Origin of the sequence: Sphingomonas sp. (genome assembly GCF_965227385.1) — a bacterium.
Taxonomy (GTDB): domain Bacteria; phylum Pseudomonadota; class Alphaproteobacteria; order Sphingomonadales; family Sphingomonadaceae; genus Sphingomonas.
On the sequence record NZ_OZ245750.1, the window covers coordinates 3,833,394 to 3,851,131 of the forward strand.

Sequence of the window (17,738 nt, forward strand, 5' to 3'; positions counted from 1 at the left end):
CCACGACGCCCTAAATCGTCGGCTTCGCTACGCAGCTCCGCAGCCGGGTGCTGTCCGCATGATTCCGACGGAAGCAGACATTCGCCTGTTCGAGGCAATCGACCGGCACGGGCCGCTGCCAACGCATTACCTCCATGAACTGACCCGGCACGCACGAGGCAATCTCGCCAACCTAAAATTCCGCCTCACTCATTTCTACAACGGCGATGCGCACGGCCCCTATCTCGCGCGCCCACAGCAACAGTTCGCGTCGTTCCATGCGCGGTACCAGCATCTGGTGTACGATTTTGCGCCCAGGGCAAAGCTCGCACTCGCTGAGCGCGGGACGTTGGTCCGCCAGCCTCAAGGCCGGGCGGCTCCATTCGTCCATCAGCTCATGCAGGCATGCGTGGGCGCGTCGTTTGAGATTAAGGCGAGTGACCATGGCATTTGCTACATCAGCCGCAGCGAAATACTCGCAAAGGCAGCAGCCGATCTGGCACTGCCGCTTTCGGCGAACCGTTCGCTGATCCCGGATGACCTGTTCGGCCTCGAATATCCGGGGGCAGGTTATCGCTTCTTTGCCGTCGAAATCGATCGCAACACCGAGAGCATCGAGCGATCGATTTCCGGTCAAACCTCGTTTGGGCGAAAGATTGCGGCGTACCTCCATATATTGCGAACGCGCGCGTACCGGACACATTGGGGGATCCCCAACCTGACCGTGCTCACGGTCACGACCAATCGCACGCACGCCGCAAATATCATCGAATATATCCGCGCACAGGATGCTGGACCGTTTGCAGAACGCTTCCTGTTCCAGGCAGAACCCAGCTTCGGCGCGAACTGGCGGGTGCCGAGCGACGTGCTGTCCGGTGTGCTGACTGAGGAATGGCGTACGATCGCGGATGCGCGCCGAATTGACGCACCTTAGATCGCGAGTCCGACCGGTGGCACGGACCATTTTGGCAAGATTCGCCCGCCTCCCATTCCGCGCTAGCAAGTAAGGTAGGGGGTCACGGCGACACGTCGGCCACCCCACGCCCCAGCTGATCGAGAACGTCGACCGCCCGCGCCTGATAGTGGACCAGCACGAGCGCCGCAGCGCTGAATAGCGCCATGCGCGGATGCTCGCTGTTCCAGGCGCGACGCGGGCGGGGGAGACGGTGCGACAAGGCAGGCAGATGTCGAGCCACCGCTTCAGCGACCTCCTGGCGCGTCGCGGCACCAACGCTCGCGAAATGCGCCTTCACCTGACCGAGCGGGAAAATCGCGACATCGACATTCTCGCTTGCCGCCAGTGAGACGATCAATCGGCCGAGCCGCTCGATCCGCGTCTTGCGCGCAGAGGTCCTTCGTTCGAAGGATTCCAGCACGATTACCTCGGGCTGGTAGCGAGCAATAAGCTTGCGCACATGCTCAACGCATTTGCGGTTTTTATCGTGGCAGTGCGTGGAGCGGACTCCCCAGTCATGCGGCGAGAACGGCCCGGAAAACACAACCCATCCCATCCCGGAGGAGGTTGGATGTACTCCCAATATGAACCCTGGACGCGGCTTGGCGCTCATAGGCCGGCGTCAGTTACCCCGTACCGACTGCTGAAACTGGCCAGAAGCTCGCGCTTTCGCTCCGCTGAAAGTCCCTCGCGCCCTTCGAGCTGGATACTGAGCGGTGCAAGTCGCGCGGCGAGCGCCTCGATGCCGCTCCGCGCATGATCAGGAAAGATGTCAGCGATGTCGGTCTCGAAGAGCGCGCTGAGGCGGAGCGCCACCTCGAGCGAATAATGCCGCGCCCCCATTTCCATATGGCCGACACCGGTGCGGGAGCGTCCGATCAACTGGCCGAGCTCAGTCTGTGACAGCGCCCATGCCTTTCTGAGTGATGCGATTTTGTTGTGCATGTGTGAGTTTGGTTAGAGATGGCTCTCGGCCCTTCTTCTATCATTCCAGAGACGGCTCGCTCGTGGCAGGCGGTAGATTGCCAATGCTGTGGGCAATCGCGTCTGCATCCGTTGTGGACAGTGTGGACAGTGCAAAGCGTTCGACCAGCGCGTCGACGCGTTCCCGCGCATCCTGACCTACCACATAGATGCCGCGCGATTTGGTGGTCGCTACCCCTAGCCGGCGCACGATCGCACCAACCGATTTGTTGCTGAGCGGAAGCTGAAAGTCTGCCAACGCTGCGTTCGTTCGGCGCGCGATGTCATCGATGGTGACATAGGGAACTGAAAGGTCCGCGAAAGCGTCGCGCATCGCGCTGACCACCGCCCGCTCACTTCGCGGCACGTTCCCGGAACTCTCGGTGCGCGCGTCAACCACCAGCCAGTTCGCCAGCATTGCGCGCGCACCGGGATCATCGACTAGCGACAGGAGCGGCATTGCTACCTGATTAAGCCGCGCCGATACGCCCCCCATTCGACAGCCCGGATCGATCCTGACTTCACGTCGTGCAGCAAAGCGCCATGCTAGCAGGCGATTACGCAGGCATTGCGCCTCTGCCGCCTGCGCTCCGGGGAGATGCAGTGGAATGTCGGATCGTAGCGGTCGTGTACCTGTCTTCTCGCTCAGGAAGCGGCTTTCAAGCGCGGTATCCGAGAAACGCTCACGCATACCGATCAACTTCGGACCAAATACGCGGAATGCGCGCGGGTTCAGCTCCTTGTGTCGGTTCGCCATGGTGCGCAGCACTGGCAGGCCGCGGACATTGCCGTTGTTGAGGATCTTGGCGATGTCAGCCGTCGCGTCAGAGAAGCGGAAGTCAGCTTCGTCGAGAACCAACGTACCACCAAACGCATCGAGAATATGGAAGATTGGAGATACCGTCGAGGCGCCGGAGGCGAAGAACGGCTTGTAGCAGATCGACCCGATCGTCAGCAGCGCGCGCGTCTTACCTGTCCCGAAATCGCCCTGAAAGCGCAGATAGGGCAGCTCGTTGAACGCGTCATATACCCAGCTCAGCAGCACATAATGGGCGGCGATCGCTTCGAACTCGGGCGTGAGATCGACATAGCGATGGAGGTAGCTTGTGATGTCGGCCACCAGCTGCTCCTTGCTGCCTGCGTCGCCGATCGCCGAGGGCAGCAGCACGCAGTCATGTAGGAGCAGATTATTGTCCGGTGCATAGGGGATGAGGCGCAACCCCGATGGCAACACATGATCCGGTGCGATGATCGGCGCTGCATCCGGGGCGGCAATCGCTAGCGCGGTCGTTCCCTGCACAGGGTCGAACACGGTCTCGATCAGCGTGCCGTCAGCGAGGACACGCGAGATAACCGGGACCGAATTGCTGTTGCCATCCATATCTCGATGATGGCCGATGCACGGAATCCGTAGAGGCGGTAACTTGCGCGCGCCGTTGGCAATCTGACGCCTGCCAGCTTGCCTGCTGCTCTGCCATGCTTCCACCATGTCGACCCCTGAGCGCCGCCCCGGTGATCTTCTGCTCGATCGCTATTGTCAAAATGCCGATCCCGAGACGCGTGAAGCGGCACGAGAAGCTTTTCGTGAATTTGCCCGCATCCTTGAAGCCCTTGGGGAGGCGGAACTTATGCACCGGGACGATTCGCATGAATCCCCGGAACACGATACGATTCAGCCGACTCCTTCTGCAATATGAAAGGCTACTTCGCGTACATCCGGGTATCGACTGCAAAGCAGGGCGAACTTGGTTCGTCCCTGTCCGAACAGCGTTCCTCCATCGAAACCTATGCCGTCCGCAACGGCCTCGTCATCGCAGAATGGTTTGAGGAGCGCGAGACGGCGGCCAAGCAAGGCCGTACTCAGTTCACCCGCATGATGAAGCGCCTGGCTCGCCGCGAGGCTCCCGGCGTTATCATCCACAAGATCGATCGCAGCGCACGCAACCTGCGGGATTGGTCTTTCCTTGCCGATCTCATGGACCAGGGCGTCGACGTGCGTTTCGCCCATGAGAGCCTAGACCTGGGGTCGCGCGGGGGTCGGCTCGCGGCTGATATTCAAGCCGTGATTGCGTCGGACTTCATCCGCAACCTGCGACAGGAAGTCCGCAAGGGGATCGACGGCGCGCTCAAGCGTGGACTCTACCCCCTCCCCGCTCCGATCGGCTATCGCGACTGCGGCAAGGGGAAGCCCAAGGAGATCGATCCGGTAATGGGGCCGCTCGTCCGCAAAGCGTTCGAACTCTATGCGACCGGCCGCTTCACCGTGCGCGACCTCTGCGACGAAATGGCCCGCCGGGGACTTCGAAACCGGCAAGGCGGCCCTGTCTCGGCGAACGGCATATGGGAAATGCTTCGACGCCCCTTTTACATCGGGCTCATCCACATCAAGCGCACCGGCCAGACATTCGCCGGCGCCCACTCCCCGCTCGTTACAAAAGCGGTCTTCGACCGCTGCCAAGCCATCCTGTCCGGCCGCGCTTATGCGCTCACGACGAGGCACGCATTTCTGTACTCACGCCTGATCAAATGTGGGCAATGCGACCGCGCCCTTATCGGCGAGCGGCAAAAGGGCCATGTCTATTATCGTTGCCACTCTGACAGTTGCCGGGGCACCTCGCTGCGGGAGGCTGACATCAGCGAGGACCTGCATCAGCTACTCCAGCATTTGCAGCTGGATCCCGCAGAGTTGAGGGACTTGAGGGACTTGACCGAAAACGCCCATGCGCGCGCCGAAGAGGAAAAGCGGGTAGCACAGCAAGCAGCGAAGCTCGGCCTTGCGCGGTGTGACGAACTCCTGTCCCGACTGACCGATGCCTTTCTCGACGGTGCGATCGAGCGAGACTTGTTCGACGCGAAAAAGGCCCAATTGCTTTCCGAACGTCGTGGATATCTGGATGCGATCGAAACGCCTCCGGAGGAGAGCCCGGAGATCACCAAGCTGAAAAAGCTCGAACTCGGAAAAGTGGCTCTGCAGAAGCTTCAATCGTCGAACCACGCGGAAATCCGCAATGCGGTCGTTTTGATTATGTCGAACCTGGTAGCAGACCACAAAAGCCTAGCCTTTGCGCTATATTATCCGTTCGACGAGCTGATTTTGAAGCGCGCTGTCACGAATGGTACTCCGTACAGGGCCGAGCCTCGAAATGGCGGTACTTTGTTCACCAGACGGGAATCTCACTCGCAAACCCCGACCCTCGGCGCTTCTTGCAACATTCGAGCGCAGCGCCTATGATTAATGACGGTAGCAGGAAGGATCGCATTTTGGCTCGCATAGCCAACCGATGTCGCTCTCGTTCGCATCGTCTGCGATCCAGTACCTTACAAGCTTATAAACCAGGTTTGTCGATCTAGCGCAGATACCCGAGGCCTATGGTTCTCGGGACGGCAGCGAGTCGTTTACAGGAGCCATTATGGCATCACGGGCGAAAGTAGTTGAGAGTCCGCCAAGATCCGCAGCAATCCATCGCCGCGGTATGCACCCTGCCGCAAAGGGCAGGTCCGCCCGCATCGTTGGGGGAGTGACCGCCGGCTTGGCAGCAGCAGCATACTTCACCGCTCGTATTTTCTCCCTCGCCCGCGGCGAGGCTTCAAATTCATTGAAGTCTCGCGAACGGTCGGGAGATACCATGACCTTAGATCCTTGCAGTCAGTCGGAAAGCATTCCCCCTGGCTCCTACAGTCGCGACACCCTGCCCCCTATCAGCGATGATGCGCAGGCGATACTCGCGCGAGTTCGCAAAACGTCCGAACGCTTCGCCAACGAAGGCGTTGGACCATCTTCGCGTGGCATTGAATCGGGAATGAAGCGAGTCATCCCGGATGACATCGGGGTGCCGCGCATCGACACACCTTGATCTTTATCATCTCTGCCGCATTATAAAGCCCTGCTCACGCGGGGCTTTATTGTGGGGGGGTGAATGGATATTCTCGCGATTCTGCGATCTGATAAGCAGCCCAGTATTCAAAAGTTCAGCATTTACGTTCCGGATAAGGACAAATACCGCCAACCCATTAAACCGAGCCACGATGCCTGGGTCGAGGCCGCTCTCCATGTCCTCACCGACATCAACGGCGGCTGCACGCTCCAACCCTCTTCACGAGGCGTTTGGAAGGCAACCGACGGTGAGTTTCTCGAAGATGACGTCGCAATCGTCTATTCATTCATTACCGACGACGAGGCATTCAAAGCGCGATTTCACGAAATATCAGCGTTCATGCACCGCTTCGGCATCGAGGCGAAGCAGGAGTCCGTGCTCGTCGAGCTGACCGATGGACATCGAGCGTATTTTCTTGATGAAGCCTCGTATCAGCATGAATGAGTCTGACGCGGACTAGGTCGTAAGCATGGGCGCCCAGTGAGCTTCATCAGATCGGCAAGCGAAGTCGATCCGCCCCAAGATCGACCCCAAGGTTGCATTCGCGCGCCTCCCCGATTATGCATCGCTTTCAACTGGAAGCGCTGTCGTTCTTTGCTGGAGACACCTGATCCAGACGGGCAACAATCCGCCGCAGACGGGCGTTGACCCGCTGAATGACCCTGTGCCAGCAGCGGTCTATGGTCCTGCGCACCCAGCGCGTAAATCGTACAATGAGGTAAGCAACTCGTACGATTATCCATGCGCCCGCCATCACCCAAGAAATCCAGATGATAACGGTGAGCAACGGATTAACCCAAGAAGCCCATTCCTCGGGTATAATCTCAGTCGTAAATCCCATCCACAAGCCAAGCTTGTCGATGATTCCATAACATGCCATAAATAAGATGGCATGGGGAGCCTTATTAGACATGCCGAATCTCCTTGGTAGTCGACCTAACTCCTCATCCTAGCCAGCCCTACGTGTGCAATACGCAAGGCTGGCAATTCCGGTCCCCGGCACATTCTCTTTGGAGACCGTGTCGGGGACTTTTCTATGCGTGAGATATAAACAAAAACCCTCTCGCATAGTCTTCCGACTATTTTCTCGCGTGCCCTCGGAGACGCGAGAGCTAGAGGGTGCACCGCCCGGGGGCGATCGGTATGCCACAACGACACCAAGTGACGAATCGGCGATATCCGCCGTCACTGACAGGATAGCATCATCGACTAGAACGATATGCAAGGGACAAGTAATAGACGGATTGATTTTACACGCGGGCACGATACGTTCCGCTGATGCGTGAAAAATTTACACGAGGGGCAAATGCCAAAGAGTCAAGCGGACCGGTCGTTGAAGGCGTTTACTGCCTTGCCGAGAGAAAAGCGTAAAACACCTGACTCCCTGCGCTTGCTGCTCCACGACTTAATTTGTGACCGTTTTGAACGCAACCCCAATGTTGCGTCTGAAGGACTGCGCGAAATTCTGAAGCAGGATAAGGAACCTGTAGAGTTTCGCGTAAACCCGAAGGCGATCTGGGACTCATCGTTCCTGGGCGTTGTCAAAGGACGCCAACAGATTTCCTACAGCCAGATGGACGCTATGGCGCGCGCCTTCGGCATTCCGATGGGGCTGATGCTGCTCTTCAGCCGCGCGCGTTCTGACGTTAGCAAGACAAAGCATGCGGGGGAGGCGCTTCGCGTTTTGCGCGCCGCGTCAGCGGCAATTACTCTGCTAGAAAATGAGCTTGTTGAGAGGGATAACGGCCCGTTGGAAGGTGACAAAGCCTTACTTACCCACGCCCTGTTCGAGCGATTCTGCAAGGCGTTCGACGACAAGTATCACGAACTCCTGATCTAGCTGGCAAGAGTGAATTCCCCTTGCCCAGTTCTTGATACCACCGGGGTGAGCGGCGCTGCCTCCTAGGCGAAGCGCCGCAGCCAGCAACCGAGGGCTACGCCCTCGGTCCTCCACATGCGTTTCGGCCCTGCGGGTGCAGGCTGCCGCGCCCCGCCTTCTTAGTCGCTCTTGCCGCCCACCCCTTCCGGGTCGGTGCGCATTTTGGAGTGACTACAATGGAACTGACTCATCTCAGCCTGGACCAGCTCTCGGTTTCGAAGCTCAACATGCGATATGGTGCGAAGGCACCCGATATCTCCGACCTCCTGCCCTTGGTCCGAGCGCGCGGCATTATCGTGCCCCTGCTAGTCCGACCCAATGGCAGCGAGCAGACCTTCGAGATCGTTGCCGGTCGTCGTCGCTACTTCGCGGCACGGGCACTCGTTACCGAGGGTTTACCCCTCGGAGCCCTGCCGTGCGCGATCCTTGACGACGGCGATGATTCCGACGCGCTTGAGGCATCCCTCATCGAGAACCTCGCCCGACAGGACGCGGATGAGGTTAGCCAGTGGGTGAGCTTCGTCCGGCTCGTCAAAGCCGGGAGAAGCGTCGAGGACATCGCCCTCACCTTCGGCATCACCGAGCAGCAGGTGAAGCGGATACTCGCACTCGGCAACCTCCTACCCGCCATCCGCTCGCTGTACCGCAAGGGAGAAATCGACCCTGCCACCGTGCGCCACCTCACCCTTGCTTCCCGCGCACGCCAACAGGAATGGCTGTCCCTCTGGCGTGATCCGGAGGGCCGCGCGCCCGTGGGCAGCAATCTCAAGCACTGGCTGTGCGGCGGGCAGTCGATCCCCACCAAGGTGGCGATCTTCCCGCTCGACAGCTATCCGGGCGAGATCATCTCAGACCTGTTCGGCGAAGACCGGTATTTCGCCGATAGCGAGCTATTCTGGGAGCATCAGACGCGCGCGGTGGACGCACTTGCAGCTACATTTCGGGATCAAGGCTGGGAGAGCGTGCATGTCCTGCCAGAGACCTCATATTTTCAGCGCTGGGAATATGTATGCGCCGACCAGACCGAAGGTGGCGGCGTGTACGTTACTGTGTCGGGCTCGGGCGAGGTTGAAGCGCACGAAGGCTGGAAGCTCCGCAAGGCTGAACGAGAAAACCGTGAGAAGGGAAGTCCAGCGGAGCGTCCTGAACTCTCCGCGCCGCTGCGCAACTATGTCGATCTCCACCGTCATGCGGTAATTAGGGCCGAGTTGGTCAAACGCCCCGATCTGACACTTCGACTGATCGTCGCGCACATGATGTGCGGATCAGGGCTGTGGAAGGTCGAAGCCGATCCGCTACAGACCCGCAAAGCCGAGATCGCGCAGAGCGTGGCGGAGGCTCCCGCATCGGAGCAGGTTCGCCGTGCGCTCAACGACGGCTGTTTGTTGCTGAGGGAGGACAATAGTGGGAGCGTGATCGGGTGCGGCCAATACGGAGGACTAGCCGCGACGTTCTCCGCGCTCACGGTGCTGTCTGATGATGCCGTACTCCAGCTCGCGACAGCGGCGATGGCCGAGAGCCTCGAAGCCGGAAACGAGCTGATCGACGTTCTCGGCGCACATATCGCACTCGACCTTTCGGGCGACTGGCAACCGGACGACACCTTCTTCGATCTGTTACGCAACCGCGCGGTTGTGGAAGCGATGGTCGAGGAAGTGGCGGGAGCGGAAGCCGGGCGCGCAAATGCCGGTACGACGCTCAAGCTTCAAAAGGCGATTATCCGCGACTGCCTCGCGGGCAGGAACGGGCGGCAGAAGGTCGAGGACTGGGTTCCGCGGTGGCTTACGTTCCCGCAAGGAAGTTATGTCCAGCCGGCCTCGGCAGCCTGACTGAACGAAGGGAGCGGCATGACCGCTCCCTCCACGTCCCCCAAGTCCCCAAACTCCCCGACGTCCGACAATGCCAGCTTACCACGCAAAGTGCCGCCGTGTGCCGCGCGTTCGTCTCCGCGATACTTGACCCTGGACTCCCGCGCTCAGGGGAGCGCCGCACCACGGTGGTGGGGCGCTCCCGGAAGAACGGGAGACACGAACATGGCACGCACTTCACGAACATCTTCGGCGTATGAAACCATCACCGCGCGGATCATCGAAGCGATCGAGCAAGGCGCGGGCACATTCGTCATGCCTTGGCATGGCGACGGCACGAGCCGTCCCGTAAACGCCGCGAGCGGCAAGCCCTATTCTGGTGGCAATGCAGTGGGCCTCTGGGCCGAACAGATGCTGCGGGGATACGGTTCGCCGCACTGGGCGACGTACCGCCAATGGGCAACGCGCGGCGCGCAGGTCCGCAAGGGGCAGCGCGGCGCACCGATCATCTTCTATAAGCCGACTGAGCGGATAGAGGATGACGAGCGCCGACCCGGCTTCGTCATGCGGTCCTCGATCGTGTTCAACCTGGAGCAGGTCGAGGGCGGGTATCCGGACGTGACAACCGTTCCAGCAGCCGAAACACTCGACGACGTTGACCTGTTCGTCCGGCTGACCAAGGCGCGGATCGAGCATGGCGGCACCCGCGCCTATTTCGATCCGGGGAGCGACTATATCGCTATCCCGGACAAGGCGCGGTTTATCGGCTCACCGACATCCAGCGCCACCGAATGCTACTATTCGACGTTGCTCCACGAGCTGGTCCACTGGACCGGTGCGGAGCATCGCCTCAATCGGACGTTCGGCGAGCGGTTCGGCGATGCCGCTTATGCTGCCGAAGAACTGGTCGCCGAGCTGGGCGCTGCATTCCTCTGCGCCGATCTGGGCGTCACCAACGACCCGCGCCCGGATCATGCCGCGTATGTTGCGTCGTGGCTAAAAATCCTGCGGAGCGATTCCCGCGCGATTTTTACCGCCGCGAGCCTATCAACCGCCGCGGTGACCTATTTGCACGAGAAGCAGCTACCATTCTGATCTTTCGCAGCCGGCCCGTGCCGGCTGCTTTTCTATAGCGCTTTGAACTAACGGCGTGCGTGAGAGGCCGGGGCTTTGCCGCTAAATCGTGATTTTAGCGGGCAGCCGTCGCACCACTTCGGCAAATAGTACCTCGGGATCGACTTTGAGCGCTCGTGCGATAGCGCAGAATTCGATGAGATCGACGCGACGTTCGCCTGTCTCGATATACGAGATGAACGGCTGCGGTCGTCCGAGTGCGCGGGCCAACTCCACCTGCGTGACGCCCGCCTCCTTCCGCGCCTCGATCAGCACGCCGAGGAACTGTGCATACGCGTCACTGAAAACCGACTTTGGCACGATGGCTGCTCACCGCTGAGAACAGCCCTTCCTCTAGATACGAACTTCGGATATATGGTCTTCATATATTTGTGGGCGCCTCCCTGAGGGCGCTGGCGATAAGAGGGGGAGATAGTATGCGAATATTGCCCGTCGCGCTCGTAGCGCTCATGTTACCTTCCTGCGTCGGTATCGGCGGTCTCTCGCCGGCGAAGTCATACACGACGAACACCACGATTGAGCTTCCTCGCCGCGCTACGAACTTCATCCCGACCGCAAGCGAAGTCGGGCAGTCGCTTGGATATCGCGTGTCGGGCACCGACACGGAACGCAACGCCGTCACGCTCACTGACAGCGTGGACGGCATGGGCGCTGCATTCACTGGCCGTCACGTGCAACGAACAGTAGTTGTCGCGTTACGGCCTGACGGACGCACTGTTGCGATCAACCTCGCACTAAACGGAAATCTCGGGACCGCATCGCAAAAGAGCGCAGAGCAGCGTCTAGAGGCCCTCAAGACCGCGCTGACAGCGCGGTTCCGCTAAATCAACCAGCTCGCGCGGAGGGGCGGCAATGAAGCGCAGATCGACGTTCAAATGCATGGTGGTCGCTGGACTGGCATTGGCAGGCTGCAAACCAGCGCCCGATACGGCGCTGGTTGCGAACGAGGCCAATGTTGCGGCAGCGCCTACGGAGCACGGAGCCGTTCCGCAGCCGACGGGGCTATCCGACAATGAACGGCTCCAGATCGAGCAAGATATCCTTGGACGGTTCATGAGTGCCCGCTACCGGTCGCGGCGCGACATGCTATACGCGGATGCTGAGTGCTCTAGCGTTTTCTCTGTTGCCAACCCCAAGATCGTAGATGCTATGCTTGGCGACGGGACGGGTAAGTTGCGGGTGGGCGTGTCGTTCACGCTCCACACCATGCCGCCTCGGTGGCGCACTGTTCCGACCGACCAGTGCTATGGCTTCATTGTCCCGCAGATGAACTTCGGTCAGCCGGTTCGCATCCCGTTCGAATTTAGGGTCGAGAAGTGGCAGACCGGCTGGCGGCTCGCACAGGCGCAACCGGGCGAGCCATTTCAGCTAGCTCCGCGCTGAACGGCGTGCTTGGAACACCGGCAATCATCAAGCGGGTGTAGAAGCTGCGATTGGGTAAGTTGATGATATCGAGTGGGTCGAAGGCTGGCGCGAGTTCCTTGGCGAACAACGCCGCGTCTTCGACGCCCGTACGAAAGCAGACCAGCGAGCCGGCATTGCCGAGAACCGCATGACGGGTGTCGGGGTCCAGCTGGTGCAGGTGCTGGTGGGCAAGCACCAGCCCGAAGCCGAATTTGCGCATTTCGGCCATCATTGACGCAAAGGCGATCGTCGTGAAATTCTGGAATTCGTCGACGTACATGAAGTACGGCTGCCGTTGTTCCGTAGTAAGGTCAGCACGCGACATCGCGGCCAGGCCCAGGGTGGAAACCAAGAGGCTGCCGAGCGTGTTCGCGCTATCCGAGCCGATCCGTCCCTTCGCGAGATTGACGAGCAGGATTTGGCCGCGGTCCATTATGCTGCGAAATCGCAAGTCAATCTCCGGCTCAACGAGTACGCGGTACAACATTGGGTCGGATAGCAGCGCGCCAAGCTTGTTCTGGATCGGTGCCAAGGCCTCGGCCGCAAACCGAGGCTGGTAGTGCGCGAATTCTGATTTCCAGAATGCGCGCACGACCGAATTGGAAACATTGGACGCAGCCTTCTGGCGGAACACCTTGTCGGTATAGAGCTTGAGGATGTCAGGAAGCGTCGCATCGGGCCATTCAAGGAGCGTGAACAGGCTGTTGCGCAGGATGTGCTCCATGCGCACGCCCCATGCATCGGGCCATAGCTTCATGAATGTCTCGAGGAGTCCCGATGCCGCGAGTGGCACTTTGTCGGCACGAACCATTCGTAGCGGGTTGTATCCGTACGGCTGCCTTGGGTTCGCCGCGTCGAGATAGGTGAATTCGATACCGTGCTGGTGCAATCCAGCGGCCAGCATGTCTGCAAGATCCCCGTGAGGATCGATCAACGCAAAACCGCGCCCAGCAGTCGCGTCTTGCTCTGCGAGCTGGCCCAGAAGCGTGGATTTGCCGACCCCCGTCTGACCTATGACGTACAGATGCGCGAGACGATCAGCTTGGCGGATGCCGAACCGAAGGTTCTGGCGGCGGTGGTTCGCGACCCCGAGGTAGCTGACAGACATACGAACATGCTCGCCCCCGGGGCGCAAAATTGGCAGGCTCTAGTTTGCCGTACAGATGCATCAGATCAGTCAAATGGTGGAAACGGTGCTAGCTGATTGGTCGGACAGGCTCATTTTCACCATCAATTACGTCATCAATAACCGAAAACGTGTGTCTCTGGGCCCGTCAAATCACGACCAAGGAATGCAGCCTAACTCCGGTCATAGGACATTACGAGTAGCGACTACAGAATCAGTCGCTCGCGCGCCAACCCTTCAAAGGTTCGAAGATCTCGTTTCGTAGACCGGAAGGCGCCAATGAGACCTTAGGGGGCGTGGCAATCGACTTCACGTTGAAAGTGTCTGTGGTATCCTCTCAAAATTTGATTCCAAATGGACTACGGCTAGGTCACCAGCTGCCTTTGGCTTCGCACCAAAGCGGATAGCCAACTCGCCAACCGCTCAGAAATCTCGGATTCTTCACATTGTTGACGCAACATCTCGAACATAGCCCTCTTCAAGTGTGCGCCATCGTCGTGCGTACGCTGCAGTACGAGGCTGAGATAGCGGCCTAAGGCGATGATAACATCCTGCCGCGATGGGATTAGCCCCACCTCCCCCTCACACCAAACAGCGAAATGTTCCATCCACTCTCGAAAATGAGCGCCGACCTTGCCCTCATAGCGTCGCCGGATCTGGAAGACTTCATCCCAGGTAGCGACGGACTCGACATCGCCCAATAGGTCTACCTGCCAGGCTGGTAACGGAAAAGGACCATTGTCGTCTCCCTCGAACGGTCGGCTTGCCAGCAGCGACACTTCAGCTTGGTTCTGGCCGTAAGGGTCAAAACATCGGCGCCTCTGTCCGGTACCATCGCAAATCACGTCTACCGCAGCTTTGTAGGCCCGATTGCACTTACCACCCATAGGGGCAAGATTGCGAAGATTGGCACCGGCGAATGGATAGAGCGAGCGGGGCAGATAGTGGTCCATGTCCTCGCGTGCCAAACCTGGCGCTTCGAAAGGCTCAATTCCGCAGAAGGGGCAGCATTTGCCCGGCAGCCCTTCGAAGATAACTGCGTATTGCCGATCACGCACCTTGAAGCTCTTCAACGCATCGAATGCAGCGTCGAATAGATCGGCGGTGGGCTTTCTGATTTTGACTGGTGTTGCGGCGATCCGCGGGCAGGCTGCGATGCCGTCAAACACCGCCGGAATGTTGTTCTGATCCTGCAACGCCCGTAGCACCTTGGTCCTCTGGCGATTGGTGAGACCTGCCGCTGCCGCCCGGAACGCGTTATAGCGAGTTTCTAAGGCCTGCCGATCAGCGAGGTCAGCAGGCATGTCATCGGACCAGTCCGGTGCATCCTCGCCATTATTCAGCGCCTCAAGCGCCGATCGCACCTTGCCGTAAACCGCGTCGTGCACCCAATTTTCGGCCGTCGCGGCTATGGGATAGACGTTCAACACTCAGTTGGATGCCCCAGCGCCTTCGAGCTGACGCAAACGATCAGCCAGAAAGGCCTTTTCGAACGACGAACCGAGCGTGTCGATCGCCTGCTGCAACTGCTCGATGGTCCCGTTCTCCATGAGGTCTCGGATCTCGTCCCGCGCGAGCTGGGAAATGGGCGGCGACACGCCGAAGCAGTGCTCAAGAATGCGGTCGAACGTGGCACCATACGTTTCGACCGAGGGGCGCACGATCTGCACCTTTCCGTCCGCACCCTTCGAGAAGACGTGAACCTGATCTCGGCGCAGATCGGACGGAACGAACGGCGCGTGCGAGGTAAGTAGCACCTCCTGACGACCTCGTCCGTCAACCGGCAGGTTGAGCAGGCGCTTGACGAATTTTACCCGCCATTGCGGATTGAAGTGTGACTCGGGCTCATCCAGGATGAAGAGCGCGTTGTCCTGCAGGATCATTGCGAACATGCCCATGATTTGAGCCAGCTGTGTTCACCATCCGATAGAGAAACGTAGTCAAGCGATCGCGCAATAACCCTTTCGTCACCACGATAGAACCGGACCTGCTCGAAGCGGAAGATCTTTTCCTCGTCCTGTGGCTCAGGAAGACGCGAAGCGAAGCGGCGCGTCTCGATTTCCTTCTTGAGCCTGTCTCTCGCCTTACTGGGGATTGCTAGATCATTTAGTAAGGCCAGCTTATGAAAAGCGCGATACAATACAATCGGACTGTCGAAATTTTCTGCGAACGCTGCGCGCGTCGCATCATTGACCAGGAAGTCGAGGACATAAACTTCCATCTTTGGGTCATACGACCAGCAGGTCGCCGCGGACTGAAGCGCGGAGATGTAGCCTTCTAGCTCATCCGTCAGTTGGACACCCTTGCGTTTGTCACTTCGACGCCGCTTGGTCTTCAACCGAGGCAAGTGATTGAGCTGGATCACACATCGGAATGAAGCCAAATAGTCAAGTCGCGCGTCCTCAAGGATGGCTTTCTGCACTGCCTCTGTTCCCAGCAGCAGGTTGGCGACCAGCACTTCAAGATGGGCGCTGTAGTCGATGAGCAGCAAACGATTGTCAGCAACTTCGTCCTCGGAACCCTCGAACGCAGCCTCTCGTACGCTTTTGGCATAGCCCGCTCGACTGACGAAGAACGGCAGGCTCAATGTCTCGTTATCCCCGGATGTATAACCGACGATCAGCGATGGCAGACGAGCGCCGAAGCCCGGATCATCGATCGCGATCGGAGCCCACTCACCGTCTTTTTGGACCGCCATGTCCAGCGGAGGATTGCGCATGCCCTTCTTGACGCGCTGCAGGCGTACATGCTCCACGCCGCCGTCGCGAGACAGCGATACCAAATACTCCACGGAGAACAGTGTGGACTTATCCGCTACATCCCGCTCCTCGTTCGGCGCATGGGCATACCAAGCGGACTGGAAAATTTCGGACAGCAATTGCAGCAACTGGGACTTACCCGACCCGTTCTGCCCGATCAGGCAGTGAGGGGAGAGCGTTGCACTCGTTCCGCCCTCCAATTCGCTTTCAGAGGCCTCGCTTTCGAAATCGACGTCGATCTTATCAAGCAGGCCTCCGCAACTCATTGCGTGCTCGACCGTGAGGCGCAGAAGTTTCATGCTGCAATCCTGAAAAACTTCATCGTGCGATCCCGCCCGCTGTAGCGCTGTTCAAGTTCCGGCTTGTCGCCCGCAAGCAAATCAAAAACCGCATCTTTTAGGGTCTCATAGTCGGTTGGCATTTGATCCCGCAAAGCCTCGAACGTCAGCCCGTCGTTTGGCCAATTCTCAAGCATTTCAGTAAGTGTATTCACTGGAAGCCCTTTCTCAAAAGGCCGGGTGCGTGGGCGCCGGCTCTTGATGGGACGCTCGAGTGCCCCTGATCCGAATACCTTCGGCAGTGCTGCGTTGGTGATGCTGGGGACGAGTTGGCCTGAGAAAGCCTTTTGCGCAGCGGAGGCTTGTGCGGCGTTAGCATCGGCGAGTGAGTCCAGGATCTGCGCGCGGACGCCGTCCGTCCACCTCGTTTGTTCTTCATAGAACTTCAAAGCCGCACGGGCGTCGTCTGCGCTCGGCAGCCGGATCGGCAGGGCACCGAGTTTGCCTTTGCTGATAGACGCAAGATTGGTGGTTTGTTTGGCTTCAGACAGAAAATAATCGCGCCCTAATTCGTTGGCGTAGTGAGAGATGAACTCTGGCGGAAATGCCGCGTCATGCAATCGCACCCGAAACACATGGTTTTGGTGCAGGCATTCTGCCACTTCGCCACTCCAGACCCAGCCACGTCCCAACTTGTCGCGGTCACCGCCCTCATTCATTAGGATATCGCCTTTGGCGAGCCGGTACTTCTTGGCCTCGGCCGCAGGCACTGAGATGTTCCGGATCTCTCGAAGGTCGAGCCATCCGCGCTGGACATTCGCGACGCGAAGATAGGGCTGCGACACAAGTTTGACCGTGCCGTAGCGCTTGCCCAATGTTAGGCCCGTCTGAATGTCCGCGATCTCGCCGAGCTTTACCTCACGCGCGATCCTCATCTCATCCCAGCGCCCAGACAACGCTCGGATTAACATGGCGCGCCTGTATGCCTCCAACAGCGTGAGGGAGGATTGCAGCTGCGCGCGCGCGCTATCGAACAACTGATTGGTGGTCGTCAACCGCTGGGCGATCGCCTGCTGCTCAGCAAGCGGTGGCAGCGCTACCTCAAATTTTTTCAGAGCGGCAAACTCGATGCTCTCGACCGTGGTGCCCGGCTTGAGCGTTCGAGACAAGATCTCTGACTGAAGATAGATCAGTTGGTGCTGAAGAAAAGCCGGATCGACGTCCGCGACCGGCGTGAACGCCTTTAGGTCCTGATTGATGACCACCGGGACAGTCGTCAGTCCTACTGGGAGCGTGCGCGCGAGGATGCCGCTGCGAGTGACCAGGAGAATAGAACCTGCAGGGACGACGTCCAAACCCGTTTCGGTAATGGCGCGATGAGTGATCTTGTCCGCAGCGGACTCGATCAACCGCTGCTTCATATCCTTTGGCGAAACCCAGGGTACGACGCCGCCAGACCAGTAAATCGTGTGCGATTTGGAGGGCGTGCCGCCCCCGCGCCAGATGCCGATGTTATCCAGCGGCACCCGCATCCAATGGCTAGGAGCCGAGCGAATCATAGAATTGCCCGAGTCAAAT

The 17,738-nt window shown here is 59.1% G+C and carries 19 protein-coding genes; 9 read left to right on the forward strand and 10 right to left on the reverse strand.

Going from position 1 to position 17,738, the window contains the following annotated elements:
* Window positions 1–58 precede the first annotated feature (58 nt).
* Window positions 59–913, forward strand: coding sequence for a hypothetical protein (locus ACO05N_RS18885; RefSeq protein ID WP_422058519.1), 855 nt, complete (start codon window positions 59–61; stop codon window positions 911–913).
* An 82-nt stretch (window positions 914–995) separates the two neighbouring features.
* On the opposite strand, the gene ACO05N_RS18890 is transcribed toward ACO05N_RS18885, so the two are convergent.
* From ACO05N_RS18890 to ACO05N_RS18900, 3 genes are read right to left on the reverse strand one after another with little or no spacing between them, the layout of a single operon-like run.
* Window positions 996–1,547, reverse strand: coding sequence for a crossover junction endodeoxyribonuclease RuvC (locus tag ACO05N_RS18890; RefSeq protein ID WP_422058520.1), 552 nt, complete (start codon window positions 1,545–1,547; stop codon window positions 996–998).
* A complete protein-coding gene (locus ACO05N_RS18895) occupies window positions 1,544–1,879 on the reverse strand; it encodes a helix-turn-helix transcriptional regulator (RefSeq protein ID WP_422058521.1) in 336 nt (111 codons plus the stop codon). The genes ACO05N_RS18890 and ACO05N_RS18895 overlap by 4 nt, the downstream gene beginning before the upstream one ends.
* Before the next feature lie 40 nt (window positions 1,880–1,919).
* Window positions 1,920–3,386, reverse strand: coding sequence for a hypothetical protein (locus tag ACO05N_RS18900; RefSeq protein ID WP_422058522.1), 1,467 nt, complete (start codon window positions 3,384–3,386; stop codon window positions 1,920–1,922).
* Between ACO05N_RS18900 and ACO05N_RS18905 the strand changes: the two genes are divergently transcribed.
* The 4 genes from ACO05N_RS18905 (at window position 3,385) to ACO05N_RS18920 (ending at window position 6,216) form a co-directional block, all read left to right on the forward strand.
* Window positions 3,385–3,594, forward strand: coding sequence for a hypothetical protein (locus ACO05N_RS18905; RefSeq protein ID WP_422058523.1), 210 nt, complete (start codon window positions 3,385–3,387; stop codon window positions 3,592–3,594). The two genes, ACO05N_RS18900 and ACO05N_RS18905, sit on opposite strands and share 2 nt — an antisense overlap.
* Entirely contained in the window at window positions 3,591–5,129 is a 1,539-nt protein-coding gene (locus ACO05N_RS18910; RefSeq protein WP_422058524.1) for a recombinase family protein, read from the forward strand. The genes ACO05N_RS18905 and ACO05N_RS18910 overlap by 4 nt, the downstream gene beginning before the upstream one ends.
* 298 nt (window positions 5,130–5,427) lie before the next feature.
* On the forward strand, window positions 5,428–5,751 hold the full coding sequence (locus ACO05N_RS18915; protein WP_422058525.1) for a hypothetical protein: 324 nt from the start codon (window positions 5,428–5,430) through the stop codon (window positions 5,749–5,751).
* Window positions 5,752–5,814: 63 nt separating this feature from the next.
* Window positions 5,815–6,216 carry a hypothetical protein gene (locus ACO05N_RS18920; RefSeq protein ID WP_422058526.1) on the forward strand — a complete coding sequence of 134 codons (402 nt, stop codon included), beginning with the start codon at window positions 5,815–5,817 and terminating at the stop codon, window positions 6,214–6,216.
* Between the two features lie 127 nt (window positions 6,217–6,343).
* Here ACO05N_RS18920 and ACO05N_RS18925 read toward each other — a convergent pair whose 3' ends face one another.
* A complete protein-coding gene (locus tag ACO05N_RS18925; protein ID WP_422058527.1) occupies window positions 6,344–6,685 on the reverse strand; it encodes a hypothetical protein in 342 nt (113 codons plus the stop codon).
* Between the two features lie 369 nt (window positions 6,686–7,054).
* On the opposite strand from ACO05N_RS18925, the gene ACO05N_RS18930 reads away from it, so the two are divergent.
* The 3 genes from ACO05N_RS18930 (at window position 7,055) to ACO05N_RS18940 (ending at window position 10,554) form a co-directional block, all read left to right on the forward strand.
* Entirely contained in the window at window positions 7,055–7,612 is a 558-nt protein-coding gene (locus ACO05N_RS18930) for a hypothetical protein (RefSeq protein WP_422058528.1), read from the forward strand.
* Window positions 7,613–7,827: 215 nt separating this feature from the next.
* Window positions 7,828–9,480: a ParB/RepB/Spo0J family partition protein gene (locus ACO05N_RS18935; protein ID WP_422058529.1), complete on the forward strand. Its 1,653-nt coding sequence runs from the start codon at window positions 7,828–7,830 to the stop codon at window positions 9,478–9,480.
* A 204-nt stretch (window positions 9,481–9,684) separates the two neighbouring features.
* A complete protein-coding gene (locus ACO05N_RS18940; protein WP_422058530.1) occupies window positions 9,685–10,554 on the forward strand; it encodes an ArdC family protein in 870 nt (289 codons plus the stop codon).
* An 81-nt stretch (window positions 10,555–10,635) separates the two neighbouring features.
* On the opposite strand, the gene ACO05N_RS18945 is transcribed toward ACO05N_RS18940, so the two are convergent.
* Entirely contained in the window at window positions 10,636–10,893 is a 258-nt protein-coding gene (locus ACO05N_RS18945; protein ID WP_422058531.1) for a helix-turn-helix domain-containing protein, read from the reverse strand.
* 552 nt (window positions 10,894–11,445) lie between these two features.
* Between ACO05N_RS18945 and ACO05N_RS18950 the strand changes: the two genes are divergently transcribed.
* A complete protein-coding gene (locus ACO05N_RS18950; protein WP_422058532.1) occupies window positions 11,446–11,976 on the forward strand; it encodes a hypothetical protein in 531 nt (176 codons plus the stop codon).
* On the opposite strand, the gene ACO05N_RS18955 is transcribed toward ACO05N_RS18950, so the two are convergent.
* From ACO05N_RS18955 to ACO05N_RS18975, 5 genes are all read right to left on the reverse strand, one after another.
* A complete protein-coding gene (locus tag ACO05N_RS18955; RefSeq protein WP_422058533.1) occupies window positions 11,897–13,105 on the reverse strand; it encodes a type IV secretory system conjugative DNA transfer family protein in 1,209 nt (402 codons plus the stop codon). The genes ACO05N_RS18950 and ACO05N_RS18955 overlap by 80 nt on opposite strands.
* 383 nt (window positions 13,106–13,488) lie before the next feature.
* Window positions 13,489–14,553 (reverse strand): hypothetical protein, encoded by a 1,065-nt coding sequence (locus tag ACO05N_RS18960; RefSeq protein WP_422058534.1) that lies wholly within the window; start codon window positions 14,551–14,553, stop codon window positions 13,489–13,491.
* A complete protein-coding gene (locus tag ACO05N_RS18965) occupies window positions 14,554–15,021 on the reverse strand; it encodes a hypothetical protein (RefSeq protein WP_422058535.1) in 468 nt (155 codons plus the stop codon). It abuts the gene before it with no gap.
* Window positions 15,003–16,181, reverse strand: a complete 1,179-nt coding sequence (locus tag ACO05N_RS18970) for a hypothetical protein (RefSeq protein WP_422058536.1) — start codon at window positions 16,179–16,181, stop codon at window positions 15,003–15,005. Before ACO05N_RS18970 ends, ACO05N_RS18965 begins: the two co-directional genes overlap by 19 nt.
* Window positions 16,178–17,692 (reverse strand): restriction endonuclease subunit S, encoded by a 1,515-nt coding sequence (locus ACO05N_RS18975; RefSeq protein WP_422058537.1) that lies wholly within the window; start codon window positions 17,690–17,692, stop codon window positions 16,178–16,180. The genes ACO05N_RS18970 and ACO05N_RS18975 overlap by 4 nt, the downstream gene beginning before the upstream one ends.
* Window positions 17,693–17,738: the final 46 nt, after the last annotated feature.

Bases quoted from the DNA above. Each gene is read 5' to 3' on its own strand.
- ACO05N_RS18920 (WP_422058526.1), top strand. From the start codon at position 5,815: ATGGATATTCTCGCGATTCTGCGATCTGATAAGCAGCCCAGTATTCAA.
- ACO05N_RS18895 (WP_422058521.1), bottom strand. From the start codon at position 1,879: ATGCACAACAAAATCGCATCACTCAGAAAGGCATGGGCGCTGTCACAG.
- ACO05N_RS18975 (WP_422058537.1), bottom strand. From the start codon at position 17,692: ATGCGGGTGCCGCTGGATAACATCGGCATCTGGCGCGGGGGCGGCACG.
- ACO05N_RS18965 (WP_422058535.1), bottom strand. From the start codon at position 15,021: ATGGGCATGTTCGCAATGATCCTGCAGGACAACGCGCTCTTCATCCTG.
- ACO05N_RS18885 (WP_422058519.1), top strand. From the start codon at position 59: ATGATTCCGACGGAAGCAGACATTCGCCTGTTCGAGGCAATCGACCGG.
- ACO05N_RS18950 (WP_422058532.1), top strand. From the start codon at position 11,446: ATGAAGCGCAGATCGACGTTCAAATGCATGGTGGTCGCTGGACTGGCA.
- ACO05N_RS18905 (WP_422058523.1), top strand. From the start codon at position 3,385: ATGTCGACCCCTGAGCGCCGCCCCGGTGATCTTCTGCTCGATCGCTAT.
- ACO05N_RS18925 (WP_422058527.1), bottom strand. From the start codon at position 6,685: ATGTCTAATAAGGCTCCCCATGCCATCTTATTTATGGCATGTTATGGA.
- ACO05N_RS18890 (WP_422058520.1), bottom strand. From the start codon at position 1,547: ATGAGCGCCAAGCCGCGTCCAGGGTTCATATTGGGAGTACATCCAACC.
- ACO05N_RS18935 (WP_422058529.1), top strand. From the start codon at position 7,828: ATGGAACTGACTCATCTCAGCCTGGACCAGCTCTCGGTTTCGAAGCTC.
- ACO05N_RS18910 (WP_422058524.1), top strand. From the start codon at position 3,591: ATGAAAGGCTACTTCGCGTACATCCGGGTATCGACTGCAAAGCAGGGC.
- ACO05N_RS18900 (WP_422058522.1), bottom strand. From the start codon at position 3,386: ATGGTGGAAGCATGGCAGAGCAGCAGGCAAGCTGGCAGGCGTCAGATT.
- ACO05N_RS18970 (WP_422058536.1), bottom strand. From the start codon at position 16,181: ATGAAACTTCTGCGCCTCACGGTCGAGCACGCAATGAGTTGCGGAGGC.
- ACO05N_RS18955 (WP_422058533.1), bottom strand. From the start codon at position 13,105: ATGTCTGTCAGCTACCTCGGGGTCGCGAACCACCGCCGCCAGAACCTT.
- ACO05N_RS18940 (WP_422058530.1), top strand. From the start codon at position 9,685: ATGGCACGCACTTCACGAACATCTTCGGCGTATGAAACCATCACCGCG.